The sequence below is a fragment of the Nocardia sp. NPDC051833 genome (assembly GCF_040681225.1).
Classification (GTDB): domain Bacteria; phylum Actinomycetota; class Actinomycetes; order Mycobacteriales; family Mycobacteriaceae; genus Nocardia.
The window spans coordinates 62946-89359 of record NZ_JBFAYK010000001.1 but is presented as its reverse complement, the minus strand read 5'-3'; the positions used below and the strand labels follow the sequence as shown (position 1 = coordinate 89359).

The window sequence follows — 26414 nt, the reverse complement described above, 5'->3', positions numbered from 1 at the left end:
GCTCACAGGTGGGCCTACCTGGTCAAAGGCCGGTCGGGACGCTGATAGGGTGGAGCGCGAGTTAGGCATCCTTTAACGGACCGTCCGGTGAGGCGGGGAAGGAGGTCGGCATGGCTGTGCCCGAACGGGCGGCCAGAACCGGCGCGGGCGAAACATCGCAGCGGCACACTCCCGAGTGGGTGGCAGCCGGCCGCGAGCTGTTGTCGCCGTCGGACGTGAACCGGACCGTCGCGCGCATCGCGCATCAGATCATCGAGAAGACCGCCCTGGATTCCGGCGACGCCGACGCACCGCGGGTGGTTCTCATGGGCATCCCGACCCGCGGCACCACACTGGCCAACCGGCTCGCCGCCAAGATCGAGGAATTCTCCGGCGTGCGGCCCGCGCTCGGCTCGCTCGACATCACCCTCTACCGCGACGACCTGCGCAGCCGGCCGCACCGTCCGCTCGAGCGGACCTCGGTGCCCGACGGCGGGATCGAGAACGCCCTCGTCGTCCTCGTCGACGACGTGCTGTTCTCCGGCCGCACCGTCCGCTCGGCCCTCGACGGCCTGCGCGACCTCGGCCGCCCGCGCGCGGTCCAGCTCGCGGTGCTCATCGACCGCGGCCACCGCGAACTGCCGATCCGCGCCGACTACGTCGGCAAGAACGTACCGACCTCGCGCGCCGAGGACATCTCGGTCCTGCTGACCGAGCACGACGGACACGACGGTGTGTACCTGCACCAGGAGGCGCAGCAGTGAAGCATTTGTTGACGGTGGCCGACCTGGATCGCGGCACCGCCACCGAACTCCTCGACGAAGCCGAGCGCTTCGAACAGGCTCTGCTCGGCCGCGAGGTGAAGAAGCTGCCGACGCTGCGCGGCCGCACCGTGATGACGGTGTTCTACGAGAACTCCACCCGCACCCGGGTGTCGTTCGAGGTCGCGGGCAAGTGGATGAGCGCCGACGTGATCAACGTGAGCGCGTCGAGTTCCTCGGTCTCCAAGGGCGAATCCCTGCGCGACACCGCGCTCACCCTGCACGCGGCGGGCGCCGACGCGCTGATCGTGCGCCACCCGGCCTCCGGCGCCGCGCACCAGATCGCGCGCTGGATGGAGCAGTGGGCGCGCGAGGAGAACCGCGCCGCCCCCTCGATCATCAACGCGGGCGACGGCACCCACCAGCACCCCACCCAGGCGCTGCTCGACGCGCTGACCCTGCGCCAGCGTCTCGGCGACATCGACGGCAAGCGGATCGTGCTGGTCGGCGACATCCTGCACAGCCGGGTCGCGCGCTCGAATGTCTTGCTGCTCAACACCCTCGGTGCCGAAGTGGTGCTGGTCGCGCCGCGCACGCTGCTGCCGGTGGGCGTGGACAGCTGGCCGTGCCGGGTCGCGACCTCGCTGGACGCGGAACTGCCCGGCGCCGACGCGGTCATGATGCTGCGCGTGCAGGCCGAGCGGATGAACGGCGGCTTCTTCCCGTCGGCCCGCGAGTACTCGATCAACTACGGACTGTCCGAACGGCGGATGGGCCTGCTCGGCGACGACGCGGTGGTGCTGCACCCCGGTCCGATGCTGCGCGGCATGGAGATCGCCTCGGCGGTCGCCGATTCGCCGAAAGCGGCGGTCCTGCAACAGGTGACGAACGGAGTGCACATGCGAATGGCCGTGTTGTTCCGGCTGCTCGTCGGCACCCAGGAGGTGGCGGCGTGAGCGAGCTTCTGATCAAGAATGTCCGGCCCTATGGCGAGGGCGAGCCGGTCGACGTGCTGGTGCGCGACAGCGTCATCGCCGAGATCGGTTCCGGCATCGAGGCTTCGGCGGGCGCGGAGGTGATCGACGGCAACGGCCAGATCCTGCTGCCCGGCTTCGTCGACCTGCACACCCACCTGCGCGAGCCCGGTCGTGAAGACACCGAGACCATCGAAACCGGTTCGGCCGCAGCGGCACTGGGTGGCTTCACCGCGGTATTCGCGATGGCCAACACCAGCCCGGTGGCCGACTCGCACGTCATCACCGATCACGTGTGGCGGCGTGGCCAGGAGGTCGGCCTGGTCGACGTGTTCCCGGTCGGCGCGGTCACCGTCGGGCTCGAGGGCAAGCAGCTCGCCGAGATGGGCACCATGGCGGCGGGCATCGGCCAGGTCAAGATGTTCTCCGACGACGGCCACTGCGTCTACGACCCGCTGATCATGCGCCGCGCGCTGGAATACGCGAATTCGCTGGGCGTGCTGATCGCCCAGCACGCGGAGGAGCCGCGGCTGACCAAGGGCGCCGTCGCGCACGAGGGCCCCAACGCCGCCCGCCTCGGCCTGGCCGGCTGGCCGCGCGCCGCCGAGGAGTCGATCGTCGCGCGCGACGCGCTGCTGGCCCGCGACGCCGGGGCCCGGGTGCACATCTGCCACGCCTCCACCGCGGGCACCGTCGAACTGGTGAAATGGGCCAAGTCCCAGGGCATCTCGATCACCGCCGAGGTCACCCCGCACCACCTGCTGCTCGACGACTCGCGCCTGGAGACCTACGACGCGGTCAACAAGGTGAACCCGCCGCTGCGCGAGTCCGCCGACGTGGCGGCCCTGCGCCAGGCACTGGCCGAGGGCGTCATCGACTGTGTCGCCACCGACCACGCCCCGCACGCCGAGCAGGACAAGTGCTGCGAGTTCGCGGCCGCCCGGCCCGGCATGCTGGGGCTGGAGACGGCGCTGTCGATCATCGTGCAGACGATGGTCCAGCCGGGCCTGCTCGATTGGCGCGGCGTCGCCCGGGTGATGAGCGAGAAGCCCGCCGCGATCGTCGGCCTCGACGACCACGGCCGCCCGATCGCGGTCGGTGAACCGGCCAACCTCACGCTGATCGACCCCGACGCCGAGTGGACGGTGCACGGCGCCGAACTGGCGAGCATCTCGAACAACACCCCGTTCGAGGACATGACGTTCCCGGCTCAGGTGTCAGCCACCGTGCTGCGCGGCCGGGTAACTGCCCGCGAGGGCAAGGCGGTCGGGATCTAGGGAGGCCAGGAACGTGGAAAGAACTCTGTGGGTACTGGGGTGTCTGGCCCTGTTCCTCCTGTGCCTGTGGCTGATGTACCGAGCCTGGCAGAAGAAAGCCACCCGGCAGCGGGACCGGATCGGCGAGCTGCCGACCGTGCCCGCCGAGCTGGGCGCGCAACTACTGGAACCGACCACCGGCCTCTACCTGGGCAGCACCCTCGCGCCCAGCTGGCAGGACCGGATCGCGGTCGGTGACCTGGGATTCCGGGCGACTGCGGAACTGACGCGGTTCGAACGCGGAATCCTGCTCGAACGCGACGGGGCGACGGTGATCTGGATTCCGCAGGAATCCGTGGTCGCCGTGCGGACCGAACGCGGCCACGCGGGCAAAGTGATGACAGAGAATGGTGTGCTGGTAATTCGCTGGACACTGCCGACCGGAACCGAGATCGATACCGGATTCCGGGGCGACGACAAGACGGTGTACCCGGCATGGACCGCGGATGCGACCAGGGCGACGACGGGAGACGACGAATGAGCAAAGTGAAGGCAGCCCTCGTGCTGGAGGACGGCCGCGTGTTCCGCGGTACCGCCTTCGGCGCCGAGGGCCAGACCCTGGGCGAGGCGGTGTTCTGCACCGCGATGACCGGCTACCAGGAGACCCTGACCGACCCCAGCTACGACCGCCAGATCGTGGTGGCCACCGCCCCGCAGATCGGCAACACCGGCTGGAACGACGAGGACGACGAGTCCGGCAAGATCTGGGTCGCCGGCTACGCCGTGCGCGACCCCTCGCCGATCTCCTCCAACTGGCGGGCCACCGGCACCCTGCAGGACCAGCTCGACAAGCAGAACGTGGTCGGCATCGCCGGCATCGACACCCGCGCGGTCGTGCGCCACCTGCGCACCCGCGGCTCGATGAAGGCGGGCATCTTCTCCGGCGCCGCCCTGGCCGGTGACGACGAGCTGCTGGCTCGCGTCAACAGCCAGCCCTCCATGCTGGGCGCCGACCTCGCCGAAGAGGTCAGCACCGACGGCATGTACACGATCGAGCCGGTCGGCGAGCACCGCTTCACCGTCGTCGCGGTCGACCTGGGCATCAAGACCAACACCCCGCGGATGTTCGCCGAGCGCGGCGTGCGCACCCACGTGGTGCCGTCGAACACCTCCCTCGACGACATCCTGGCGCTGAACCCCAACGGCGTGTTCCTCTCGAACGGCCCCGGCGACCCGGCCACCCAGACCGGCGCGATCGCGCTGACCCAGGGTGTGCTCGAGCGCGGGATCCCGCTGTTCGGTATCTGCTTCGGCAACCAGATCCTGGGCCGGGCGATGGGCCGCAACACCTACAAGATGAAGTTCGGCCACCGCGGCATCAACATCCCGGTGGTCGAAGCGGGCACTGGCCGCATCTCCATCACCGCGCAGAACCACGGCTTCGCGCTGGAAGGCGAGAAGGGCGAGGTGTTCGACACCCCGTTCGGCAAGGCCGAGGTCTCCCACATCTGCGCCAACGACGGCACCGTCGAGGGTGTGCGACTGATCGACGGTCGCGCCTTCTCGGTGCAGTACCACCCCGAGGCCGCCGCAGGCCCGCACGACGCCGCATACCTGTTCGACCGTTTCGCCGGTCTCATGGAAGGAGCCTGATGCCTCGCCGCGAGGATCTGAAGCACATCCTGGTGATCGGCTCTGGCCCGATCGTGATCGGCCAGGCGTGCGAATTCGACTACTCCGGTACCCAGGCGTGCCGGGTGCTGCGGTCCGAGGGACTGCGCGTATCGCTGGTGAACTCCAACCCGGCGACCATCATGACCGACCCCGAGTTCGCCGACTCCACCTACGTGGAGCCGATCACCCCGGAGTTCGTCGAGAAGGTCATCGACAAGGAGCGTCCCGACGCCATCCTGGCCACCCTCGGTGGGCAGACCGCGCTCAACACCGCGGTCGCGCTGCACGAGCGCGGGGTGCTGGAGAAGTACAACGTCGAGCTGATCGGCGCCGACTTCGAGGCCATCCAGCGTGGTGAGGACCGGCAGAAGTTCAAGGACATCGTCGCCAAGGTCGGCGGTGAGAGTGCCCGCAGCCGGGTCTGTTACACCATGGACGAGGTCCGCGAGACCGTCGGCGAGCTCGGCTTCCCGGTCGTGGTGCGCCCGTCGTTCACCATGGGTGGCCTCGGTTCCGGCATGGCCTACAACGACGAGGACCTCGACCGCATCGCCGGTGGCGGCCTGGCCGCGTCGCCGACCGCGAACGTCCTGATCGAGGAGTCCATTCTCGGCTGGAAGGAATTCGAGCTCGAGCTGATGCGAGACGGCCGCGACAACGTGGTCATCGTCTGCTCGATCGAGAACGTCGACCCGATGGGTGTGCACACCGGTGACTCGGTCACCGTCGCCCCGGCGATGACGCTCACCGACCGCGAGTACCAGAAGATGCGCGATCTCGGCATCGCCATCCTGCGCGAGGTCGGCGTCGACACCGGCGGCTGCAACATCCAGTTCGCGGTCGACCCGAAGGACGGTCGCCTGATCGTCATCGAGATGAACCCGCGCGTCTCGCGCTCCTCGGCGCTGGCCTCGAAGGCCACCGGCTTCCCGATCGCCAAGATCGCCGCCAAGCTGGCCATCGGCTACACCCTCGACGAGATCGTCAACGACATCACCGGCGAGACCCCGGCCTGCTTCGAGCCGACCCTGGACTACGTCGTCGTGAAGGCGCCGCGGTTCGCGTTCGAGAAGTTCCCCGGCGCCGACGCCACGCTGACCACCACCATGAAGTCGGTGGGCGAGGCGATGTCGATGGGCCGCAACTTCTCCGAGGCGCTCGGCAAGGTGCTGCGCTCGCTCGAGACCAAGGCCGCCAGCTTCTGGACCCTCGACGACGGGCAGTGGGCGCCGAAGGACCCGAGCGATCCCGCGTCGGTGCGCGAGGCGATCGAGGCCATCCTCGCCGACCTGCGCGTGCCCACCGAAGGCCGCATCTACCAGGTCGAGCGGGCGCTGCGCCTCGGCGCGAGCATCGAGGAGACCGCGCTGGCCTCCGGTGTGGATCCGTGGTTCGTCGCCGAGGTCGCCGGCCTGGTCACGCTGCGCCAGGAAGTCCTCGACGCGCCGGTGCTCGACGAGGACCTGCTGCGCCGCGCCAAGCACTACGGCCTGTCCGACCGTCAGCTCGCCGCCCTGCGGCCCGAGCTCGCGGGCGAGGCCGGGGTGCGCTCGCTGCGCCACCGCCTGGGTGTGCGCCCGGTCTACAAGACCGTCGACACCTGCGCCGCGGAGTTCGAGGCCAAGACGCCGTACCACTACAGCTCCTACGAGCTGGATCCCGGTGCGGAGTCCGAGGTCGCGCCGCAGCGTGAGCGCGACAAGGTGATCATCCTGGGCTCGGGCCCGAACCGCATCGGTCAGGGCATCGAGTTCGACTACTCGTGTGTGCACGCCGCCCAGACCCTCTCGGCCGCGGGCTACGAGACCGTCATGGTCAACTGCAACCCCGAGACCGTCTCCACCGACTACGACACCGCCGATCGCCTCTACTTCGAGCCGCTCACCTTCGAGGACGTGCTCGAGGTGTACCACGCGGAAACCGAGTCGGGCACCGTCGCCGGTGTGATCGTGCAGCTCGGCGGCCAGACCCCGCTCAGCTTGGCGCAGCGGCTCACCGATGCCGGCGTGCCGGTCGTCGGTACCTCCGCGGCCGCGATCGACCTGGCCGAGGACCGCGGCGAGTTCGGTGATGTGCTCGTCGCCGCCGGCCTTCCCGCGCCCAAGTACGGCACCGCCACCACGGTCGAGCAGGCCAAGAAGATCGCCGCCGAGATCGGCTACCCGGTGCTGGTGCGCCCGTCCTACGTGCTCGGCGGTCGCGGCATGGAGATCGTCTACGACGAGACCTCCCTCGAGGGCTACATCTCCCGCGCCACCGAGCTCAACCCCGAGCACCCGGTGCTGGTCGACCGCTTCCTGGAAGACGCCATCGAGATCGACGTCGACGCCCTGTGCGACGGCGAGGAGGTCTACCTCGGCGGCGTGATGGAGCACATCGAGGAAGCCGGTATCCACTCCGGTGACTCCGCTTGCGCGCTGCCCCCGATCACCCTGGGCCGCAGCGACATCGAGGCCGTGCGCCGCTCCACCATCGCGCTGGCCAAGGGCATCGGCGTCAAGGGCCTGCTCAACGTGCAGTACGCGCTCAAGGACGACATCCTCTACGTGCTCGAGGCCAACCCCCGCGCGAGCCGCACGGTGCCGTTCGTCTCCAAGGCGACCGCGGTGCCGCTGGCCAAGGCGTGCGCGCGCGTCATGCTCGGCGCGTCCATCGCCGACCTGCGCAAGGAAGGCATGCTGCCGCCCGAGGGCGACGGCGGCCACGTGCCGCTGGACGCGCCGGTCGCGGTGAAGGAAGCCGTGCTGCCGTTCCACCGGTTCCGTCGGGCCGACGGCTCCGGCGTCGACTCGCTGCTGTCGCCGGAGATGAAGTCCACCGGCGAGGTCATGGGCATCGACGCCGACTTCGGCACCGCCTTCGCCAAGAGCCAGGCCGCCGCCTACGGCTCGCTGCCGACCGAGGGCACCGTGTTCGTATCCGTCGCCAACCGCGACAAGCGCGCCATGGTGTTCCCGATCAAGCGCCTGCACGACCTGGGCTTCCGCATCCTCGCCACCGAGGGCACCGCGGAAACCCTGCGCCGCAACGGCATTCCGTGCGAGCAGGTGCGCAAGCACTCCGACCCGGAAGCCACCGACCCGGCGACCGGCATGCCGGAGGCCTCGATCGTCGAGCAGATCCGCGACGGCGAGATCGACATCGTGTTCAACACCCCCTACGGCAACTCGGGCCCCCGCGTGGACGGCTACGAGATCCGCACCGCCGCGGTGGGCGCGAACATCCCGTGCATCACCACCGTGCAGGGCGCGGCCGCGGCGGTGCAGGGCATCGAGGCGAGCATCAACGGCGGCATCGGCGTGCGCTCGCTGCAGCAGCTGCACTCGGTGCTGCGGGGCTGACATGCACAGCTTCGGTCACCGGTTGCAGCACGCCATGCGGGAATTCGGCCCGCTGTGCGTCGGCATCGACCCCCACCCCGGCCTGCTCCGGGCGTGGGGGCTGTCCGAGGACGTCGACGGGCTCGAGGCGTTCGCCGAGATCTGCGTCGAGGCCTTCGACGGCCGCGTCGCCCTGGTGAAGCCGCAGGTCGCGTTCTTCGAGACCTACGGTTCCGGCGGTCTCGCGGTGCTCGAGCGCACCATCGAGGTGCTGCGCGCCTCGGGCACCCTGGTGCTGGCCGACGCCAAGCGCGGCGACATCGGGTCCACCATGGACGCCTACGCGCACGCCTGGCTCGGTGACGGCCCGCTGGGCTCCGACGCCGTGACGGTCTCGCCGTACCTCGGATTCGGGTCCCTCGACCCGGCGCTGAGCCTGGCGCACGACAATCATCGCGGCGTGTTCGTCCTCGCGGCGACGTCGAATCCCGAAGGGGCGCAACTCCAGCGGATCACCGCCGCGGACGGCCGCACGATCGCCCAGACCATGGTCGACGAGGCGGCGGCGCGCAACGCGGGCCACGGTTTCGGCTCGGTCGGCGTGGTCGTCGGCGCGACGCTCACCGAGGCGCCGGACCTCTCGGCCCTCAACGGCCCCATCCTGATGCCCGGTGTCGGCGCGCAGGGCGGGGGAGCGGACTCCATCCGCGCCCTGGTCCCCGCGGCGAACCTGGCCGCGGTGGTACCCAACGTGTCGCGCGAGGTACTGAGCGCCGGCCCGTCGGTCACGGCGCTGTGCGACAAGACGGCCCGGCTGCAGGAGGAGTTCGCCTTCCTGCAGGGCTGACGACAACGCGACAGGCCGGGGATAGCGACAAGCTGCCCCCGGCCTGATCGTTTCCATGGGCCGCACCCCGCGATCCGGCGGGGCGGATCGGTCCGCGTGGCGGCGGACCGCGGTCAGGCGAGGCAGTAGGTGGCGGTGACCGTGGCGAACAGCGACAGCGCGTCCGACGAATCCGCCGAGCCGAGCACCATCGTCAGCGACCGTCCCCCTGTCGAGCGGAACGCGTACGACACGTAGCCGAGCAACTCGCCGCCGTGTCCCCACAACCGGTCGCCGCACGGCGGGTCGAACCGCTGCAGGCCGAGGCCGTAGTGGAACCCCATCCCCATCGGGACGGTTTCACGCATCCGGTCCAGCGCGGCGGGGCTGGTCAGCCGTCCGCCCAGCAGGGCCGCGAAGAACGCGTCCAGATCGGCGGTGGTGGAGATCATCTCGCCCGCCGCGCCGTCCAGCGACGGATTCATCTCGGTGACCTCCGTGCGGCCGACACCGTCGATGTCGCGGTGCGCGGTCAGCGCGGGCGCGGGGATGGCGGGATCGTCGCCGGGAATCGTGGTGGCGGTGAGCCGCAGCGGGGTGAGGATCCGGTCGCGGACCTCGTCGCCGTAGCGGTGCCCGGTCAGCCGCTCGATCAGCAGGCCGAGGACGACGTAGTTCGTGTTGGAGTAGCGGAAGCGGGCGCCGGGCGCGAAGTAGGGCTCGTGCGCGGTCGCGACGGCGAGCAGGTCGCGGGGTGTGTAGCCGCGGAACCGGTCGGCGCCGCGCCACCGGTTGGTCGACAGTCCGGGCTCCTTCATGTAGTCGTACAGCCCGCTGGTGTGATTCATCAACTGCCGCACGGTGATCCGGTCGCCACTCGGGATCAGGCCGGGCAGGTGTGTCGCGATCGGGTCGTCGAGGCGAATCCGGCCCTCGTCCATCAGCTGCAGCACCACGGTCGCGACGAAGGTCTTGGTGATGCTGCCGATCCGGAACCGGCTGTGCGGGTCCGGTGTGGGCCGCCCGTCGCCGCCGTGCTGCCACTCGCGAGGTCGCTCTCCGTCGGAGACCCGCAGCAGCACGTCGGTGCCGTGCCATCGGGCTGTCGCCTCGACCGTGTCCCCGACAACCCGCCACCGGGCCGTCACGAGGACGGTGGCGGCCACCGTCGTGGCCACCAGAACGGTCCCCAGGACGACCACACAGGCACGAAATAGCTTCTGTCGCATGATATTCGACGCTAGGCAGCGGATCCGCCGCCGACGAGGGTGTACGCCCCGCGATCGGGGTGCGGAAAACCCCACCCCCGGACTGCGGTCGTCCCGCCCGGACCGGGGGATCGACGCTACCGACCGGCGCGGGCCGGCTCCCTAGCGTCGAAAGCATGGAGACGACAGGGAATTCGACCGACCTCACCGGCATCGCCGGCTGGGCGGTCCAGCTGATGGAACAGCTCGGCGGGCTCGGCGCCGGTATCGCGATCGCGCTCGAGAACCTCTTCCCGCCGCTGCCCAGCGAGGTGATCCTGCCGCTGGCGGGATTCACCGCGAGCCGCGGCCGGTTCGGCCTGGCCGAGGTGCTGCTGTGGACGACGCTGGGGTCGGTTCTCGGCGCGCTCGCCCTCTACGGACTCGGCGCCGCCCTCGGCCGCGATCGGCTCCGCCGGATCGTCGACCGGCTCCCACTGGTGCGTCTGTCCGACCTGGACCGCACCGAAGACTGGTTCGCCCGCCACGGCGACAAGGCGGTGTTCTTCGGCCGGATGATCCCGATCTTCCGCAGCCTGATCTCGATCCCGGCCGGTGTCGAACGGATGCCGATCGGGCGTTTCACCGTGCTGACCACGGCGGGCAGCCTGCTGTGGAACGCGGTCTTCGTGTTCGCGGGGTACGCCCTCGGCGAGAACTGGCACGTCGTGGAGACCTACGCGGGTGTGTTGCAGAAACTGGTCATCGCGGCGGTGCTCGTGGCTGTGACGTGGTTCCTCGTCGGCCGCCTCCGTGACCGGCGTCCGCGCGCCGGTGTCCGACGATGACCGCGACAGCTACCGCGGCACCACATCCGGTGCGCCGGGATCGGCCGGGGGCCGGGATCATCGCGCCGTCGCTGTTTGCGCGGCCAGGGGCCGTGACCGCACGCCGGTCGCCGAAGTGGCTGTGACAGGGGAGGATCGGGAGATGGTTTCTGCTCCGGCACGATCGTCGCGAAGTGCCGCGGCGATCGCGGGGTTCCTGCTCGGTGTCGCGACCGTTCCGCTCGATCTGCTCGCCGCACTCGCCGCGCCGGTCGCGATGCCGCTCACCGACCGGGTCGCGACGATCGAGCGATGGCGGGTGACGCACCTGCTCGGTGTTCCCCCGACCGCTGCTCCCCGGGGCGCGCGGGCCGCCGGGTACCTGGCGGCCCGCGCCGTGATCGGGCTGTTCGGGGCGGTGGTGCTCGGGCTCTGCGGAGCGGGCGTCGTGTCCGCGGCGGCACTCGTGTACGGCGCAGGCACCGGCGCGGCGGTGCCGATCGTCGATGCCACCGAACCGGGCCAGATCACCTGGACGACGGTGGCGGTGGTCGTGCTGCCCGGCGCGGTGCTGTGCTTCCTCGGGGTGCAGGGACTGGTCGGAGTCGTGCGCGCCGACGCGTGGGCGCTGCGGCGCAGCGTGCGGCCGGGGCAGGGTGAGCTGGCCCAGCGGGTGGCGCAGCTGACCACGACCCGCGCCGACGCGGTCGGCATCATCGACGACGAACGCCGCCGCATCGAACGCGACCTGCACGACGGCGTGCAGCAGCGCGTCGTCGCCCTGTCCATCCTGCTCGGCCGGGTGGAACGCGAGCCCGACGGTGCCGCCAGGGCCGAACTGCAGCGGCGGGCGATCACCGAGACCGGTCACATCCTCGACGAGCTGCGCGAGGTGTCGTGGCGCATCTACCCGGCCATGCTCGCCCGCGACGGACTCCACGCCGCGCTAGAGGCCCTGGCCGACCGGACCCCGCTGCCGACCCGGCTCGACTACGCGCTCTCCGAGCGCGCGCCCCGGCCGGTCGAATCGGCCTGCTACTTCTCCGCCAGCGAGGCGATCACCAACGCCATCAAGCACTCCGGGGCCACGGCCGTCGAGGTCGCCGTCGAGCGTGACGGGCCGGTCGTGCGCCTGCGGGTGCGCGACGACGGGATCGGCGGCGCCGACCCCACCGGCCATGGGCTGGCGGGGATGGCCACCCGCGTCACCGCGATGGACGGCACGATGCGAGTGGACAGCCCACCGGGCGGCCCGACGACGATCACCGTGGAGGTTCCGTGCGGATAACCCTGGCCGAGGATTCCGCGCTGCTGCGCGAGAGCCTGGCCCAGCTGCTGACGGCCGAGGGCCACGAGATCGTCGACTCCGTCGGCACCGCGAGCGAGTTGCTGGCCGCCGTGCGGGTTCGGCCGCCCGATCTGGTCATCGCCGATGTCCGGATGCCGCCCGACCACGTCGACGAGGGCATCAGGGCGGCGCTCGAGATCCGCCGGGAGCAGCCCGGCATCGCGGTCCTGGTGCTCTCGCAGTACGTCGAGCGCAGGCACGCCGCGGAATTCCTGACCGGCACCGGCGGCATCGGCTACCTGCTCAAGGACCGGGTCGCCGCGATCGGCGCGTTCCTGGAGGCCGTCGAGCGGGTCGGTGCGGGCGGCACCGCCTTCGATCCGGAAGTGGTGCGTCAGCTGCTGCTGCGCAATCGCGCCGATTCGCCGCTGCACCGGCTGACCGAGCGTGAGCGGGCGGTGCTCGAGCTCATGGCGCAGGGCCTGAGCAATGCCGCCATCTGTCAGCAGCTGTTCGTCACCCGCAGCGCCGTCGAGAAGCACATCAACGCGATCTTCACGAAGCTGGACCTGCCCGCTGGCGAAGCGCACAACCGGCGCGTGCTCGCGATCCTGCGGCACCTGCGGGCGGGCGCGGTCGACGCCTAGCCCGTGCCCGCCGCGGTCAGGCCTCGGCCGCGGCGGGAATCCGCCCGCGCCACCAGCCCAGCGCGCCCACACCGAGCGGCACCAACAGGGTGACGAAACCCGACAGCGGCATGTAGACCAGTCCGGCAATGGTCGTCACGGCCAACGCGAGCAGCACCGACCCGGGCACGAACCCGCGAACTCGCTCCAGCTCGATCATGGCCAGCCCGAGCCCGATGCCGAGCACCCCGAACAGGGTGAACCAGAACGACAGCTCGGTGTCCTGATCACCGGCCACGAGCAGCGCGACGCCCATGATCGTGTGCACGGTCGCGATGACCACCAAGGCCGCCCCGGCCAGGGGGAATCTAGTTCTTGAATTCATATTCATAAACTGTGCCACTAGGCTGACGCGGTGGCAAGACCCCGGCTCTTCACCGACGACCAGGTGCTCGACGCGGCCCGCGATCTGCTGGCCGATCCGGCGATCACCCGGCCCGCGATCACCGCGATCGGTCGGGCCGCGGGCGTGCACACGGGGTCGATCTATGTGCGATTCGCCTCACGTGACGAACTGCTCGCCCGGCTCTGGCTGCGCTCGATCCGGCGCTTCCACGAGGGGCTGCTCGACGCGCTGGCCGGGCCGTCGCCGCTGCTGGCCGCGGCGACCTACCTGGTGCGCTACTGCCGCGATCATCCGACCGAGGCCAGGGCGATGAAGATGTTCCATCGCGACGAACTGCTCGCGGTCGGTCCCGAAGAACTCCAGCAGGAGATCGCCACGGTCAACGACGCCATGAACGCCGCCCTGCTGGCCGCGGTGGTCACCGAATTCGGTGCCGCCGACCCCGAGGCCACCGCCGTCGCGGAGGCCGCGGTGAAGGCGATTCCGTACGGTCTGGTGCGCGACTACATCGCGCGGGCGGCGCCGATTCCGGGGTGGGTCGACGAGGTCACCGCGACCGCGACGGGGGCCGTTCTGGATCGATTTCGTTCCCGATCTTGACGACACGCGGTGTGAAATCCAGCGACACGCGGGGATTTTCCGGAAACCCGCTGGTCGCGCGCCACCGGGTTTGCGGGGCCCGTGATCGCTGCGGGCGCAACCGAATGGCTAACACCGCCCAAATCGGCATAACCGCAGGTGGGGGTGCATTTTCTGAATTCGGCGGTACGATCGGGGCGGAAGAATCGCCGGTCACCGCATCGGGCCCGCGCGCCCCATACGGCATCCGTAATCCGGCCCTGACCTGGGGGTCGGGTTCGCAATCGGCGGGCGTCGTGGGTACGGTCGCACAGACCGTCCGGGTAACCGGCGGTAGATCTAGCAATGAACGATGAGACGGAGGAACCGTGGCCCTTCCCCAGCTGACTGACGAGCAGCGCGCCGCTGCTTTGGAGAAGGCGGCTGCCGCTCGCCGTGCTCGGGCGGAGCTCAAGGAGCGCCTGAAGCGTGGCGGTACCAACCTGAAGCAGGTCCTCACCGACGCCGAGTCCGACGAGATTCTCGGCAAGATGAAGGTCTCTGCGCTGCTCGAGGCTCTGCCGAAGGTGGGCAAGGTCAAGGCTGCCGAGATCATGACCGAGCTGGAGATCGCCCCCACCCGGCGGCTCCGTGGCCTGGGCGACCGTCAGCGCAAGGCGCTGCTGGCTCGCTTCGACTTCGACGCCTGATTCAGGTGGTCGAACACACGCGGAAGGGTCGGCTGGTTGTACTGGTCGGCCCCTCGGCCGTGGGTAAGTCCACGGTCGTGCGGTGCGTGCGGGAACGCCTGCCCGAACTGGTATTCAGCGTGTCGGCGACGACCCGGGCCCCCCGGCCCGGGGAAGTCGACGGCCGGGACTACCGTTTCGTTTCCCGAGCCGAGTTCGACGCCATGATCGCGGCGGACGAACTGCTCGAATGGGCGGACATCCACGGGGGGTTGCAGCGATCGGGCACCCCCGCGGCCCCGGTGCGGGACGCACTGGCGGCCGGACATCACGTTCTGCTCGAGGTCGATCTGGCCGGTGCGCGCTCGGTCCGGCAGGCGATGCCGGAAGCGCTGCTGGTGTTTCTCGCGCCGCCGAGCTGGGAAGAACTGGTCTCGCGCCTGCGGTCCCGCGGCACCGAGACGCCCGAGGTGATCGAGCGCAGACTCGAGACCGCCCGGGTCGAATTGGCGGCCTGTGACGAGTTCGACACGGTCATCGTGAACAGCGAGGTGACGACCGCCTGCGAGCAGTTGGTATCGTTATTCGTTAGCACAAATTCGAGTTCTTGACCCACTAACCCCGCAGGAGCCTCCCCTAGTGAGTACGGACATCGCAGCCGCGCCCGCGTACGACACCCCGATCGGCCTCACCAACCCGCCGATCGACGAGCTGCTCGAGCGCACGTCGTCCAAGTACGCCCTGGTGATCTACGCCGCCAAGCGCGCGCGTCAGATCAACGATTACTACAACCAGCTCGGTGACGGCATCCTCGAGTACGTCGGCCCGCTGGTCGAGCCCGGCCTGCAGGAGAAGCCGCTGTCGGTCGCCATGCGTGAAATCCACTCGGACCTGCTCGAGCACACCGAGGGCGAGTGACAATCTCTTTTCCGGAGGCGTAGAGACCATGCGGATCGTCGTCGGGGTCGGCGGGGGCATCGCCGCCTACAAGGCGTGTGCCCTCGTTCGCCGGTTCACCGAGACCGGCCATCAGGTGCGGGTCATCCCCACCGAGTCGGCCCTGCAGTTCGTCGGTAAGGCGACCTTCGAGGCACTGTCCGGCCAGCCGGTGCACACCGGCGTGTTCGCCGACGTGCCCGAAGTGCCGCATGTCCGGATCGGCCAGGAGGCCGATCTCGTCGTCATCGCCCCCGCCACCGCGGACCTGATGGCGCGCGCCGCTCAGGGCCGCGCCGACGATCTGCTCACCGCCACCCTGCTGACGGCTCGATGTCCGGTGCTGTTCGCGCCCGCGATGCACACCGAGATGTGGGAGCATCCGGCGACGGTGGCCAATGTCGCGACGCTGCGAGCGCACGGCGCCAATGTCATGGAACCCGCGTCGGGCCGGCTCACCGGCACCGACACCGGTCCGGGGAGGCTGCCCGAGCCGGAAGAGATCTTCGGTCTGGCCTCGCTGCTGCTCGAACGTCCCGACGCGCTGCCCCGCGACCTCACCGGTCGCCGCGTGGTGATCACCGCCGGTGGCACCAGGGAACCGCTCGATCCGGTGCGTTTCCTCGGCAACCGCAGCTCGGGCAAGCAGGGCTACGCCCTGGCCAGGGTCGCCGCCCAGCGCGGTGCCCAGGTGACGCTGATCGCGGGCAACACCATCGAGCTCGCGCCGCCCGCCGCCGTGGACCTGGTCCACATCACCACCGCCGACCAGCTCAAGACCGCGGTCGACAAGCACGCGCTCGGCGCGGACGCGGTGATCATGGCGGCCGCGGTGGCCGATTTCCGTCCGACCCATGTCGCCGCTGCGAAGATCAAGAAGGGCGCTGACGAGCCCGACGTGATCCCGCTGACCAAGAACGAGGACATCCTCGCCGGCTTGGTCGACGCCCGCACCGACGGCAGGCTCGCCGGCACCGCGATCGTCGGCTTCGCCGCCGAGACCGGCGACGACAACGGTGACGTGCTCACCCACGCGCGCGCCAAACTGGCCAGGAAGGGCTGCGATCTGCTCGTGGTCAACGCGGTCGGGGAGGGCAAGGCGTTCGAGGTCGACACCAACGACGGCTGGTTGCTCGGTGCCGACGGCACCGAACAGGCCCTCGATCACGGCTCCAAGGCGCTGCTGGCCAGCCGGGTGCTCGACGCGCTCGTCCCGCTGCTGCGCTGACCGGGTACGGTCGCCGAAAGCTTCGCGAGATCTGTTGCGCTGCAATGATCGTCGCGCAGTGTACTGCGTACGGACACCGTCCGTGGGCGCCTTCGCCGCTTCGGTGAACAGTCCGGGACAGTCTGTGTGCACTGCGCCACCTCGTCGGTGGTTTGGAATAGTCTGAGAAGAAGGGTTGTGCGGTAGCACCGAGAAGTTACCGTCACAAGCCGACACGAGTAACCCGTTGAGGGAGAGGGAATAACTGTGCGTACGACAGGTAGTCGGCTATTCACCAGTGAGTCCGTGACGGAGGGGCATCCGGACAAGATCTGTGACGCGATCAGCGATTCCATCCTCGACGCGCTGCTCGCGGCTGACCCGCGCAGCCGGGTCGCGGTGGAGACTCTGGTGACCACTGGTCAGGTCCATGTCGCGGGCGAGGTCACCACCTCCGCCTACGCCGACATCCCGCGGATCGTCCGGGAAAAGGTCCTCGAGATCGGATACGACTCCTCCGCAAAGGGTTTCGACGGCAACTCCTGCGGTGTGAACATCGCGATCGGTGCCCAGTCGCCCGATATCGCGCAGGGTGTCGACACCTCGCACGAGGCGCGCGTCGACGGGTCCGACGACGAGATCGAGCGTCAGGGCGCCGGTGACCAGGGCCTGATGTTCGGCTACGCCACCACCGACACCCCCGAGCTGATGCCGCTGCCGATCGCGCTCGCGCACCGGCTCTCGCGCAAGCTCACCGAGGTCCGCAAGTCCGGCGTGCTGCCGTACCTGCGTCCCGACGGCAAGACCCAGGTCACCATCGAATACGACGGTGACAAGCCGGTCCGGCTCGACACCGTGGTCATCTCGACCCAGCACGCGGCCGATATCGACCTGGACAACCTGCTGGCCCCCGATATCCGGACGAAGGTCGTCGACGCCGTCATCGGCGATCTGAACCTGCCGACCCTGGACACCTCCGACATCCGCCTGCTGGTCAACCCGACCGGCAAGTTCGTGCTCGGTGGCCCGATGGGCGACGCGGGCCTGACCGGCCGCAAGATCATCGTCGACACCTACGGCGGCATGGCCCGCCACGGTGGCGGCGCGTTCTCCGGCAAGGACCCGTCGAAGGTCGACCGTTCGGCCGCCTACGCCATGCGCTGGGTCGCCAAGAACGTCGTGGCCGCCGAGCTCGCCGAGCGCGTCGAGGTGCAGGTCGCGTACGCGATCGGCAAGTCGGCCCCGGTCGGCCTGTTCGTCGAGACCTTCGGCACCGAGAAGGTCGACCCGGCCCGCATCTCGGCGGCCATCTCCGAGGTCTTCGACCTGCGTCCGGGCGCGATCATCCGCGATCTGGACCTGCTGCGCCCGATCTACGCGCCGACCGCGGCCTACGGACACTTCGGCCGCACCGATGTCGATCTGCCCTGGGAGCACACGGACCGCGCCGACAAGCTGCGCGCGGCCGTCGGCCTGTAAGACCCACCGCCCGCGTGGCAGCGGACGAGACGACGACAGCAGCGGGACACCCGATCGCTCGGGTGCTCCCGCTGCTGTCGCCTGCGCACCTGGACCGTGACTTCGACTATCTGGTCCCCCCGGAACTGGATGAGATCGCGCAGCCGGGCGTGCGGGTGCGGGTCCGCTTCGCGGGGCGGCTCGTCGACGGATACCTGCTCGAACGTCTTCCGCGGAGCGAGCACACCGGCAAGATGGTGAAGCTCGAACGCGTCGTCTCCCCGGAGCGCGTCCTCACCCCGGACGTGCTGCGCCTGGCCACCGCCGTCGCCGCCCGCTACGCGGGCACCCGCGCCGACGTCCTGCGCCTGGCCATCCCGCCCCGCCACGCCCGCACCGAGTCCGGCGGAACCAAGAAGTCCACCGCCGCAACAGAACCCGCGGACGCCGCGCCCGCGTCCGGCGATGTCGCTGCGGCCGCGCAGGCCGAGGCGATACAGCGGCCGACGGTGATCCGTTCCGAGGATGCAGCGTCCGGCGCGCAGGCCGAGGCGGTGCAGCGGACGGCTGTGGCCGATTCGGAGGGTGCAGCGCTCGGCGCGCAGGCTGAGGCGGTGCAGCGGACGGCCGTGGTTGATTCCGCGGATGTCGCGTCTGGTGCGCAGGCCGAGGCGGTGCGGCGGCCGACTGTGGCCGGTTCCGAGGGTGCAGCGCTCGGTGCGCAGGCTGAGGCCGTGCAGCGAACGGCCGCGGCCGATTCCGTGGGGCGGCGGACCACGATCGGTCCCGACGGTGGAGATACCGACGCGGTGCCTGAACCGAGCGTCGATACCTCGGCGTGGGGCCGCTATGTGCACGGCGAGGCGTTCGTCGGGGCGTTGCGGCAGCGCCGGGGTGCGCGGGCCGCGTGGCAGGCGCTGCCCGGGGAGGACTGGGCGGCGCGGCTGGCCGAACTCGCCGCGACGGTGGTGGCGAGTGGGCGCAGCGCGGTGCTGATGGTGCCCGATCAGCGTGACCTGGATCGGTTGCTCGCCGAATGTGTTCGGCTGGTAGGGGATTCGGCGGTCGGGTTGTCGGCGGGGCTGGGGCCGGCGGCGCGGTACCGGCGGTGGCTGGCGGTGCTGCGTGGGCAGGCGCGCATCGTGGTCGGCACCCGCGCTGCGGTGTTCGCGCCCGCGCGCGACCTCGGGCTGATCGCGATCTGGGACGACGGCGACGACACCTACGCCGAGCCGCGAGCCCCGTACCCGCATGCGCGGGAAGTGGCGATGCTGCGGGCCCACGAGACCGGCGCGGCATTCGTCGCCGCCGGGTTCGCCCGCACCGCCGAGATCCAGGCCGTTGTCGAATCCGGCTGGGCCCGTGACCTGCTCGCCGAACGTCAGGTGCTCCGCGAGGTGATGCCGCGGATCAGCGCGCCCGGCGACACCGATTTCGCCCTCGAACGCGACGCGCTGGCGCGAGCGGTCCGGATGCCCGGCGTCGCCTTCGCTGCCGCCCGCGCGGCGATCAAGGAGAACGCCGCGGTCCTGGTCCAGGTGCCCCGGCGCGGCTACGTCCCCTCGCTGGCCTGTGCGAAATGCCGGACGCCCGCCCGCTGTCGGCACTGCAACGGGCCGCTGTCCCTGCCGCACTCGACCGACGGTCAGGCGGCGAGCCCGCAGTGCAAGTGGTGTGGGATCACCGAGGCGGCCTTCCGCTGTCAGGCCTGTGGCGCGCGGGCACTGCGGGCGATGGTGATCGGTGCGGCGCGCACCGCCGAGGAACTCGGCCGGGCCTTTCCCGGCGTGCCGATCCGGGGCTCGGGCGGCGGGGAGGTAATCGATACCGTCGAGCCCGGCGCCCAGGTGGTCGTCGCCACGGTCGGTGCCGAACCGCTGGTGCGCGGCGGCTACGGGGTGGCGCTGCTGCTCGACGGCTGGGCCCTGCTCGGCCGGGCCGACCTGCGCGCGAGCGAGGACACGCTGCGGCGGTGGATGGGCGCCGCCGCCCTGGTCCGCCCGCGCGGGCAGGTCATCGTGATGGCCGAACCGGCCCTGCCCACCGTCCAGGCGCTGGTCCGCTGGGATCCGGTGCACCACGCCGCGGCCGAACTCGAGGCGCGCGCCGAGGTGGGGTTCCCGCCCGCCGTGCGGCTGGCCGCCGTCGACGGCACGTCCGCCTCGATCGCGGAGTTCCTCGACGCGGCGGCGCTGCCCGACGGCACCGAGGTGCTCGGTCCGGTCCCGCTGCCGCCGACCGCGCGCAAGCCGTTCTCCGGCGGCGACTCGCCCGCCGAGGTCGAGCGCATGCTGCTGCGGGTCGGCCGATCCGCGGGCGCGCCCCTGGCCCGCGCCCTGACCGCCGCGCAGGCGGTCCGCAGCTCCCATCGGTCCGACGACCCCCTGCGGGTCCAGGTCGACCCGGTCGACATCGGCTGATCGGCGCGCCCGGATCGCCGGGCGCGACCGGTCGGACACGGTGCGGACACCTGTCGGATCAGACGCCGCCGCGCCCTGCCCTACCATGACCTCGGGCGAGCAGAGAGGATCGTGGTGGAATTCTTCACGACGCGCGACGGGACGTACGTGGCGAACGATCTGGCGGTCAGCCGCTGGTCGCCGAACCAGCTGCACGGTGTCGCGGTGTGCGGCCTGCTCGCGCTGGAGGCCGAGAAACACAGCCCGGGTGCGGGTTTCGTCCCCGCGCGGCTCTCGGTCGACCTGTTCCAGCAGGTCACCCGGGACCCGATCACACTGCACAGCGCGGTGGTGCGGGCCGGTAACCGCATCAAGGTCGTCGATTCCTGGCTCGTCCAGCGGGACCAGACGCGGGCCAGGGCGACGGTGACCTTCCTGGCCGCCACCGAGGATCCGCCGGGAACGGTCTGGCAGCCGCCCCGGACCCTGCCCGCCCCCGCGGAACGCCGCGACGATCCGCAGGGTGCCCTGCCGCTGTTCAAGTCCGGTGACGCCGACTGGATCGCCGACTTCGGCGCGGCGCGCGACGCCGAGCGCAAGGTCACCTGGCAGAACCTGCCCCCGCTGGTGGCCGGGCAACCGTTCACCCCGTTCCAGCGGGCCGCCGCCACCGGTGACCTCACCAACCTGGTCTGCCACTGGGGTTCGCGCGGCGTCGGCTACATCAACGCCGACATGACCCTCACCCTGTCCCGGCTGCCGGTGGGCCCGGAACTCGGCATGCAGGCCCTCGACCACGTCGGGAACGCCGGTGTCGCGGTGAGCACCGCCACCATGTACGACCGCGAAGGCCCGCTCGGCACCTGCGTGATCACCGCCGTGGCCAACGACCGGCGCCGGTCGATCCCAGCCCACCGTGGCGAACCGATGCCGGCGACCGCCGAGGGCTGACACCGGGCCCGATGAATTCGCGCGGTCGCCGTCGTCTGCACTGACGACGGCGCGCGCCCGCGCGTCCCCCGAACCGCGCCCTGGAGGTCCCGTGGCGACAACCCCCTCTCGCGACGAACTGTGGGCGATGACCCACACCGAACGCGCGGCCCTCGCCGATGACCTCGCGCTCTTGGACGACGACCAGTGGGCCAGGCCATCGCTGTGCGGGGACTGGACGGTCGAGCAGGTCGTCGCCCACCTCACCGCGGCGGCGAGTATCGGGCGACTGCGCTGGCTGGCCAGCGTGCTCGGGGCCCGCTTCGACTTCGATCTGCACAATGCCCGGCGGCTCGCCGAGCATCGCGGAGCCACCCCCGCCGAAACCCTCGCCCGGTTCCGGGCGGTCGTCACCAGCACGACGGCGGCGTCCGGGCACACCGCCGCCTGGCTCGGCGAGGTCGTCGTGCACGGCCAGGACATCCGGCGACCACTCGGGCTGTCCACTACCCCGTCGACGGCGGCCGCCACGGCCGTCGCCGACTTCTACGCGAGCCGCGATTTCACCGTGCCCAGCAAGACCACCATCGCGGGCCTGCGCCTGGAAGCCACCGACGGGCCCTTCGCCACGGGCACCGGTCCGCTGGTCAGCGGTCCGACGATCGCGCTGGTCATGGTGATGGCGGGCCGCGCCACCGGTGCTGACGCGCTCGCGGGCCCCGGTCTGCCGGTGGTACTGGATCGTCTGGCCGACCAGACCTGAGCCGGGCCGCGGTCGGAAGCGGACTCCGCTCAGCGGAACATCGCCCGCTGCCCCAGCGCCCACTCCGCGTAGGCGGTCGCCGGACGGCCGAGCACCCGCTCGATATCACCGCTGACCTGCTGCTCCGCCGCGGTCGGCGTGCCGAGGATGGTCAGCGTGTGGTCGGCGACCGCCGCCGGCATGAACCGCAGCATGTTCTCCTTCGCCTGCTCGGCGGTGAGTTCGACGAAGCCGATCGGATCGTCGATGGCCACGGCGAGCGCGGCCGCCTGGTCGCGCGGAGTCACCACGGCCGGGCCGGTGAGGGTGTAGGCGCGCCCGGCGTGCCCGTCTTCGCGCAGGGCCACGGCCGCGACCGCCGCGATGTCCCCGGGGTCGACCGCGGGCAGACCGACATTCCCGAACGGCGCGGCGACGGTCCGTGCGGTGCGCACCGGCTCGATCCAGGCGTAGGTGTTGGAGAAGAAGGCGCCCGGGCGCAGTGCGGTCCAGGCCAGGTCGGACTCGGCCAGCGCCCGTTCGAACGCGATGGTCCGGGCGTATCCCGCGGAGTCGGGCCGGGTCACCGCGCCCTGCGAGGACACGAACACCACCCGGCGGATACCGGCGGCGGCCGCGGCCTTCAGCAGGTCGGCCGGTTCGGGGCCGGTCATCAGCTGCTCGCCGGTGATCAGCAGGAACAGGGCGTCCGCGCCCTGGAGTGCGGGGGAGAGGCTGTCGAGGTCGCCCAGGTCGGCGACGACGTGTTCCACGCCCGCGGGCAGGTCGACCGGGGTGGCGCCGCGGGAGACGGCCCTGACCCGCTCGCCCGCCTCGGCGAGCAGTCCGACGAGCTGGCGGCCGATATTGCCGGTGGCTCCGGTGACGACGATCATGAAAACTCCTGAGTTAGTTGGCTGACTAACTCACCGTAGCAACGCTCGGTGGGGTTGTCTATAGTTAGTTGCATGACTGACTCAGTGGCGGGAGCGCGGCCGAAGATCGGCAAGCGGGAGCGGCTCGTCGAGGCGGCCGCGCGAGTCTTCTACGAGCAGGGTGTCGAGAAGACGACCATCGCCGACATCGCCGCCGCGGCCGACGTGCCGGTCGGCAACGTCTACTACTACTTCAAGACCAAGGATCAGTTCGTCCACGCCGTGATCGACACCCACGCGAGCGTGCTGGCCGAGATCGTCGCCGGGATCGAGCCGCTGCCCGGGCCCGCCGAACGGTTGAAGGCGATGGTCGCGAGCTGGGTGGACCAGCGCGACCTCGCCGCGCGCTACGGCTGCCCGACCGGTTCGCTGGCCGCCGAACTCGACAAGCGGCCCGACGCCTTCGGTGGCGAACCGGCGCGGCTGATGAGCCTGCTCATCGACTGGGCGCGGGCCCAGTTCACCGAACTGGGCCGGTCCGATGCCGCCGAACTCGCTATTGCCTTCGTCGCGTCCTATCAGGGAATCTCCCTGCTCGCCAACACCTTCCGCGACCCCGAACTGATGGTCACCGAGGGCGCGCGGCTGACCCGCTGGATCGACGAGCTGGCCGGGCAGGGCTGAGCTCACCCGGCGGGCTGCCACCCCGAACACAGCAGATCGATCGTGGTGATCCGGTCCCGCTCGGTCGTCAGGAAGACGCGTTGCTCGGCGATCCGGGCCGCGCCGGGATCGTGCGTGGGTCGCATCCGGACCAGCCAGTGCAGCGCGAGCTTGTCGCCACGCCGTTCGTGACCGGCGTCGACGACGGTGAAATCGTCCGGGCCGCCGAACCAGCCGCGGAACCGGTCCATGGTCGGGCCCGCGCCCACCGCGTCGAACGGGCCGGGTGGGATGAGCCCGCGCAGGCGCACCTCGGGGGCGAGGCAGGCGGTCATGGCGGTGAAGTCGCGCCGGATGAGCGCGGCGAGAAATGTGTCGGCGACCGGGGAGTCGGTCGTCTGCCGGGGAGTGGTGGAGGTAGTCATACCGGAAGTGTCGCCCCGTGCGCGGCGGCCGGACATCGGGTGATCACCCGATCTTCGCGGGCTGATCCTCGTCCGGCAGCAGACCGTGGCGCATCGCGAACACCGCCGCCGACCCCCGGCTGTGCACCCCGATCTTGGTGTAGATGTGCTCGACGTGGCTGCCCGCGGTGCGCGGGCTGATGCCGAGGGCCTGCGCGATCTCGCGGGTGGACCGGCCGCGCACCAGCAGCGCGAGCACATCGAGTTCGCGCGCGGTGAGCCCGGCGACCTGGGCGCGCTTGCGCGGCCTGCGACCGTCGGCGGCGGCCAGCACCGCCGCCACGGCGTCGCCGTCGAGCCGGCCCGCGGTCACCTCGGCGCGCAGGACGCGCGCCCGGTCGTCGGGGTCGGCGGCCGGGCGATGCGGGCGGTCCTCGGCGAGGGCACGCGCCATCTGCGCGGCGGCCAGCAGGCGCGCGGCCGGCGGCAGCATCGAGCCGGTGAGCCCGCGCGGATAGCCGGAACCGTCCATCCGCTCGTAGACCATCGATGCCGGTCCCGCGAGCTGCGCGAGGTGCGGGCTGCGGGCCAGGATGCGTTCGGTGAGGTAGGGCACCATCCGCACGCGTTCGCGTTCGCTCGGGGTCAGTGGGCCCGGCTTGTTCCAGATGCCGGTGGAGACGCCGATGGTGCCGAGCCGGCACACCAGCCCGGCCCGGCGCAGCGTCGTCGCCTGCTCGGCGGGCAGGCCGTATTCGCGGGCCGCCGCCTCGGCCAGCTCGGCCACGGCGCGGGAATGGCCGAGGAACCAGGTGGCTTTCGCGTCGGCGTAGTCGGCGAACACCGTGAGCACCTCGGTGAGTTCGGCCTCGGGAACGGGGCGGTCGAGCGCGGCGCAGCCGTCGATGACGTGCTGCCAGGCGTCGACCCGGTCCAGTCCGTCGAGCAGCGCGCCGTCGTCGCGAACGCACAGCTCGACCAGCTCCGGATCGAACTCGGTGCCGCTGCGCGAGCGCAACATCCGCACGGCGGCCTCGACGCCGCCCATCCGCGCGTGCACCTCGGCGTCGTCGGCGATGTGGACCACCCGCATCACCGGGATGATCCCGTCGCCGCGCAGGCCGGCGGGCACGCCGTGGCCGTCCCAGCGTTCGAAGGCCTGCGGCAGCGCGGTGCGGACCGCGGCGGGCAGGTCCAGGCGCTCGGCGATGTCGGCGGCGGTCCGGCAGTGGGTGAGCAGGGAGTCCATGCTGTCGCGCACGCCGCCGGCGAGGAACCGGCTGGTCACCGAGATCCGGTGGAGCGGGGAGCCGGTCGTGGCGAGGTGGCCGAGCAGGAAGGTGAGCATCGGCAGCCCGGTCTTGTCGATCTGGTAGCTGTCGGCCCTGATCCGCAGGTCGTCGCCGAACCAGCGCGCCATCTCGGGGGAGTCGGCGACGCAGCCGACCCAGGCCAGCAGCGAAATGTAGTACGCGGCAGCGCGATCGGCGTCGGACAGGCCCGCGGCCGCCGCGAGCCGGGTGGCCAGCACGGTCTGACGCAGGACGTGCTCCTGTGGCTGGCCCAAGCCGAGATCGGTGGCCAGCGACAGCGAGGCGACCAGTTCGGCCAGGCGCATCGGCCGGCGCGGCTCCGTCATGGTGAATTCAGAATACCCCTTGCGTTCGATGCATTGTCGATATATCGTCGATAGTGTCAAGAACAACGAGAGAGCCTGAGGAGGCTGTCATGCACAACGCAGAGAATCGAGAATTCGGACACTTCGGTCGCGGTCGTGGACCCGGCCATGCGGAATTCGGTCCCGATCGGCGGCAGTTCCGCCGGGGTGGGCGACACGGGCACGGTCCCGATTTCGGACCGGGCTTCGGTCCCGGGTTCGGCCCGGGTTTCGGACCCGGCTTCGGTCGTGGACGCGGCCGCGGCGGCCGGGGCAGGCGCGGTGACGTGCGTGCCGCGGTGCTGCTGCTGCTCGCCGAGCGGCCCATGCACGGCTACGAGCTGATCCAGCAGATCCGCGAGCGCAGCGACGACATCTGGCGTCCGAGCCCGGGGTCCATCTACCCGGCCCTGGCCCAGCTCGAGGACGAGGGACTGGTGCTCATCGAGAAGGTGGCCGGTCGCAAGACCGCCCAGCTCACCGACGAGGGCAAGGCCTACGTCGAGGCCAACACCGAGGAACTCGGTGACCCGTGGGCCGAGGTCAAGCAGGATGTCGGCGCCCAGGCGCTGGATCTGCGCGGCCTGGTCGGCCAGGTCATGGGCGCGGTCGGTCAGGTCGCCCAGGTCGGGACGGCGGAGCAGGCGGCCAAGGCGGCCGAGGTGCTCACCGAGACCCGGCGGGCGCTGTACCGAATCCTCGCCGAGGACGACATCGCGCCCGCGGGCGACGTAACCGACGAGAAGTGACGCCGTGGTGTCCCCAAAAATTA

Annotated in this window: 26 protein-coding genes; 21 read left to right on the top strand and 5 right to left on the bottom strand. The window is 70.8% G+C overall.

The annotated features are described in order from the left end of the window. Positions 1–110: 110 nt before the first annotated feature. Genes pyrR through pyrF form a run of 7 tightly spaced genes read left to right on the top strand, consistent with a single transcriptional unit; the run spans position 111 to position 8811 of the window. Complete coding sequence (gene pyrR, locus AB0L91_RS00445) at positions 111–743, top strand: bifunctional pyr operon transcriptional regulator/uracil phosphoribosyltransferase PyrR (protein ID WP_355281373.1); 633 nt, start codon at positions 111–113, stop codon at positions 741–743. After that, complete coding sequence (locus tag AB0L91_RS00440) at positions 740–1696, top strand: aspartate carbamoyltransferase catalytic subunit (RefSeq protein WP_357345084.1); 957 nt, start codon at positions 740–742, stop codon at positions 1694–1696. The genes pyrR and AB0L91_RS00440 overlap by 4 nt, the downstream gene beginning before the upstream one ends. Then, entirely contained in the window at positions 1693–2991 is a 1299-nt protein-coding gene (locus tag AB0L91_RS00435; protein WP_365006743.1) for a dihydroorotase, read from the top strand. Before AB0L91_RS00440 ends, AB0L91_RS00435 begins: the two co-directional genes overlap by 4 nt. A gap of 13 nt (positions 2992–3004) precedes the next feature. Continuing rightward, positions 3005–3511, top strand: coding sequence for a transporter (locus AB0L91_RS00430; protein ID WP_355281367.1), 507 nt, complete (start codon positions 3005–3007; stop codon positions 3509–3511). After that, positions 3508–4623, top strand: coding sequence for a glutamine-hydrolyzing carbamoyl-phosphate synthase small subunit (gene carA / locus AB0L91_RS00425; protein ID WP_365006742.1), 1116 nt, complete (start codon positions 3508–3510; stop codon positions 4621–4623). The genes AB0L91_RS00430 and carA overlap by 4 nt, the downstream gene beginning before the upstream one ends. Then, positions 4623–7985 (top strand): carbamoyl-phosphate synthase large subunit, encoded by a 3363-nt coding sequence (gene carB / locus AB0L91_RS00420; protein ID WP_365006741.1) that lies wholly within the window; start codon positions 4623–4625, stop codon positions 7983–7985. Before carA ends, carB begins: the two co-directional genes overlap by 1 nt. Position 7986: 1 nt before the next feature. Beyond that, positions 7987–8811 (top strand): orotidine-5'-phosphate decarboxylase, encoded by an 825-nt coding sequence (gene pyrF / locus AB0L91_RS00415; RefSeq protein WP_357345092.1) that lies wholly within the window; start codon positions 7987–7989, stop codon positions 8809–8811. A 113-nt stretch (positions 8812–8924) separates the two neighbouring features. Here pyrF and AB0L91_RS00410 read toward each other — a convergent pair whose 3' ends face one another. Continuing rightward, positions 8925–10019: a serine hydrolase domain-containing protein gene (locus AB0L91_RS00410; RefSeq protein WP_365006740.1), complete on the bottom strand. Its 1095-nt coding sequence runs from the start codon at positions 10017–10019 to the stop codon at positions 8925–8927. A gap of 155 nt (positions 10020–10174) precedes the next feature. On the opposite strand from AB0L91_RS00410, the gene AB0L91_RS00405 reads away from it, so the two are divergent. The 3 genes from AB0L91_RS00405 (at position 10175) to AB0L91_RS00395 (ending at position 12739) form a co-directional block, all read left to right on the top strand. Beyond that, complete coding sequence (locus AB0L91_RS00405) at positions 10175–10825, top strand: DedA family protein (RefSeq protein WP_365006739.1); 651 nt, start codon at positions 10175–10177, stop codon at positions 10823–10825. A gap of 142 nt (positions 10826–10967) precedes the next feature. Further along, complete coding sequence (locus AB0L91_RS00400) at positions 10968–12092, top strand: ATP-binding protein (RefSeq protein ID WP_365006738.1); 1125 nt, start codon at positions 10968–10970, stop codon at positions 12090–12092. Further along, positions 12083–12739: a response regulator transcription factor gene (locus AB0L91_RS00395; RefSeq protein ID WP_357345099.1), complete on the top strand. Its 657-nt coding sequence runs from the start codon at positions 12083–12085 to the stop codon at positions 12737–12739. The genes AB0L91_RS00400 and AB0L91_RS00395 overlap by 10 nt, the downstream gene beginning before the upstream one ends. A gap of 16 nt (positions 12740–12755) precedes the next feature. Here the strand turns inward: AB0L91_RS00395 and AB0L91_RS00390 are convergent, their stop codons facing one another. Then, the gene (locus AB0L91_RS00390) at positions 12756–13103 is read right to left on the bottom strand and encodes a DUF6463 family protein (RefSeq protein WP_365006737.1); all 348 of its coding nucleotides are present in this window, start codon (positions 13101–13103) and stop codon (positions 12756–12758) included. A 30-nt stretch (positions 13104–13133) separates the two neighbouring features. Between AB0L91_RS00390 and AB0L91_RS00385 the strand changes: the two genes are divergently transcribed. The 9 genes from AB0L91_RS00385 (at position 13134) to AB0L91_RS00345 (ending at position 22064) form a co-directional block, all read left to right on the top strand. Beyond that, positions 13134–13724 carry a TetR/AcrR family transcriptional regulator gene (locus tag AB0L91_RS00385; RefSeq protein ID WP_365006736.1) on the top strand — a complete coding sequence of 197 codons (591 nt, stop codon included), beginning with the start codon at positions 13134–13136 and terminating at the stop codon, positions 13722–13724. A gap of 347 nt (positions 13725–14071) precedes the next feature. Further along, positions 14072–14392, top strand: a complete 321-nt coding sequence (gene mihF / locus AB0L91_RS00380; RefSeq protein WP_043653536.1) for an integration host factor, actinobacterial type — start codon at positions 14072–14074, stop codon at positions 14390–14392. A gap of 5 nt (positions 14393–14397) precedes the next feature. Continuing rightward, positions 14398–14982, top strand: a complete 585-nt coding sequence (gene gmk, locus AB0L91_RS00375) for a guanylate kinase (protein WP_357345105.1) — start codon at positions 14398–14400, stop codon at positions 14980–14982. Positions 14983–15010: 28 nt separating this feature from the next. Continuing rightward, positions 15011–15289 (top strand): DNA-directed RNA polymerase subunit omega, encoded by a 279-nt coding sequence (rpoZ, locus tag AB0L91_RS00370; protein ID WP_110035543.1) that lies wholly within the window; start codon positions 15011–15013, stop codon positions 15287–15289. A 28-nt stretch (positions 15290–15317) separates the two neighbouring features. Continuing rightward, entirely contained in the window at positions 15318–16535 is a 1218-nt protein-coding gene (gene coaBC / locus AB0L91_RS00365) for a bifunctional phosphopantothenoylcysteine decarboxylase/phosphopantothenate--cysteine ligase CoaBC (RefSeq protein ID WP_218721690.1), read from the top strand. A 246-nt stretch (positions 16536–16781) separates the two neighbouring features. Further along, positions 16782–17993 carry a methionine adenosyltransferase gene (metK, locus tag AB0L91_RS00360; RefSeq protein ID WP_365006735.1) on the top strand — a complete coding sequence of 404 codons (1212 nt, stop codon included), beginning with the start codon at positions 16782–16784 and terminating at the stop codon, positions 17991–17993. Between the two features lie 14 nt (positions 17994–18007). Beyond that, the gene (locus tag AB0L91_RS00355; RefSeq protein ID WP_365006734.1) at positions 18008–20392 is read left to right on the top strand and encodes a primosomal protein N'; all 2385 of its coding nucleotides are present in this window, start codon (positions 18008–18010) and stop codon (positions 20390–20392) included. A 114-nt stretch (positions 20393–20506) separates the two neighbouring features. Further along, on the top strand, positions 20507–21322 hold the full coding sequence (locus AB0L91_RS00350; protein ID WP_365006733.1) for an acyl-CoA thioesterase domain-containing protein: 816 nt from the start codon (positions 20507–20509) through the stop codon (positions 21320–21322). Positions 21323–21449: 127 nt separating this feature from the next. Then, positions 21450–22064, top strand: coding sequence for a maleylpyruvate isomerase family mycothiol-dependent enzyme (locus AB0L91_RS00345; RefSeq protein ID WP_365011119.1), 615 nt, complete (start codon positions 21450–21452; stop codon positions 22062–22064). Positions 22065–22093: 29 nt separating this feature from the next. Here AB0L91_RS00345 and AB0L91_RS00340 read toward each other — a convergent pair whose 3' ends face one another. After that, on the bottom strand, positions 22094–22939 hold the full coding sequence (locus tag AB0L91_RS00340) for an NAD(P)H-binding protein (RefSeq protein ID WP_365006732.1): 846 nt from the start codon (positions 22937–22939) through the stop codon (positions 22094–22096). A 72-nt stretch (positions 22940–23011) separates the two neighbouring features. Here AB0L91_RS00340 and AB0L91_RS00335 point away from each other — a divergent pair, with 72 nt between their 5' ends. Next, positions 23012–23602 (top strand): TetR/AcrR family transcriptional regulator, encoded by a 591-nt coding sequence (locus tag AB0L91_RS00335; RefSeq protein ID WP_365006731.1) that lies wholly within the window; start codon positions 23012–23014, stop codon positions 23600–23602. Between the two features lie 2 nt (positions 23603–23604). Here AB0L91_RS00335 and AB0L91_RS00330 read toward each other — a convergent pair whose 3' ends face one another. After that, positions 23605–24006 carry a nuclear transport factor 2 family protein gene (locus AB0L91_RS00330; RefSeq protein WP_357345116.1) on the bottom strand — a complete coding sequence of 134 codons (402 nt, stop codon included), beginning with the start codon at positions 24004–24006 and terminating at the stop codon, positions 23605–23607. Positions 24007–24049: 43 nt separating this feature from the next. Continuing rightward, positions 24050–25624 (bottom strand): HD domain-containing phosphohydrolase, encoded by a 1575-nt coding sequence (locus AB0L91_RS00325; RefSeq protein ID WP_365006730.1) that lies wholly within the window; start codon positions 25622–25624, stop codon positions 24050–24052. A gap of 89 nt (positions 25625–25713) precedes the next feature. On the opposite strand from AB0L91_RS00325, the gene AB0L91_RS00320 reads away from it, so the two are divergent. Continuing rightward, on the top strand, positions 25714–26391 hold the full coding sequence (locus tag AB0L91_RS00320; protein ID WP_365006729.1) for a PadR family transcriptional regulator: 678 nt from the start codon (positions 25714–25716) through the stop codon (positions 26389–26391). Positions 26392–26414: the final 23 nt, after the last annotated feature.

Coding starts and splice junctions, on each gene's coding strand:
- AB0L91_RS00325 (WP_365006730.1), bottom strand. CDS start 25,624: ATGACGGAGCCGCGCCGGCCGATGCGCCTGGCCGAACTGGTCGCCTCG.
- AB0L91_RS00335 (WP_365006731.1), top strand. CDS start 23,012: ATGACTGACTCAGTGGCGGGAGCGCGGCCGAAGATCGGCAAGCGGGAG.
- AB0L91_RS00400 (WP_365006738.1), top strand. CDS start 10,968: ATGGTTTCTGCTCCGGCACGATCGTCGCGAAGTGCCGCGGCGATCGCG.
- pyrF (WP_357345092.1), top strand. CDS start 7,987: ATGCACAGCTTCGGTCACCGGTTGCAGCACGCCATGCGGGAATTCGGC.
- AB0L91_RS00320 (WP_365006729.1), top strand. CDS start 25,714: ATGCACAACGCAGAGAATCGAGAATTCGGACACTTCGGTCGCGGTCGT.
- carB (WP_365006741.1), top strand. CDS start 4,623: ATGCCTCGCCGCGAGGATCTGAAGCACATCCTGGTGATCGGCTCTGGC.
- AB0L91_RS00340 (WP_365006732.1), bottom strand. CDS start 22,939: ATGATCGTCGTCACCGGAGCCACCGGCAATATCGGCCGCCAGCTCGTC.
- AB0L91_RS00405 (WP_365006739.1), top strand. CDS start 10,175: ATGGAGACGACAGGGAATTCGACCGACCTCACCGGCATCGCCGGCTGG.
- AB0L91_RS00345 (WP_365011119.1), top strand. CDS start 21,450: ATGACCCACACCGAACGCGCGGCCCTCGCCGATGACCTCGCGCTCTTG.
- coaBC (WP_218721690.1), top strand. CDS start 15,318: ATGCGGATCGTCGTCGGGGTCGGCGGGGGCATCGCCGCCTACAAGGCG.
- AB0L91_RS00330 (WP_357345116.1), bottom strand. CDS start 24,006: ATGACTACCTCCACCACTCCCCGGCAGACGACCGACTCCCCGGTCGCC.
- AB0L91_RS00390 (WP_365006737.1), bottom strand. CDS start 13,103: ATGAATTCAAGAACTAGATTCCCCCTGGCCGGGGCGGCCTTGGTGGTC.
- AB0L91_RS00410 (WP_365006740.1), bottom strand. CDS start 10,019: ATGCGACAGAAGCTATTTCGTGCCTGTGTGGTCGTCCTGGGGACCGTT.
- carA (WP_365006742.1), top strand. CDS start 3,508: ATGAGCAAAGTGAAGGCAGCCCTCGTGCTGGAGGACGGCCGCGTGTTC.
- pyrR (WP_355281373.1), top strand. CDS start 111: ATGGCTGTGCCCGAACGGGCGGCCAGAACCGGCGCGGGCGAAACATCG.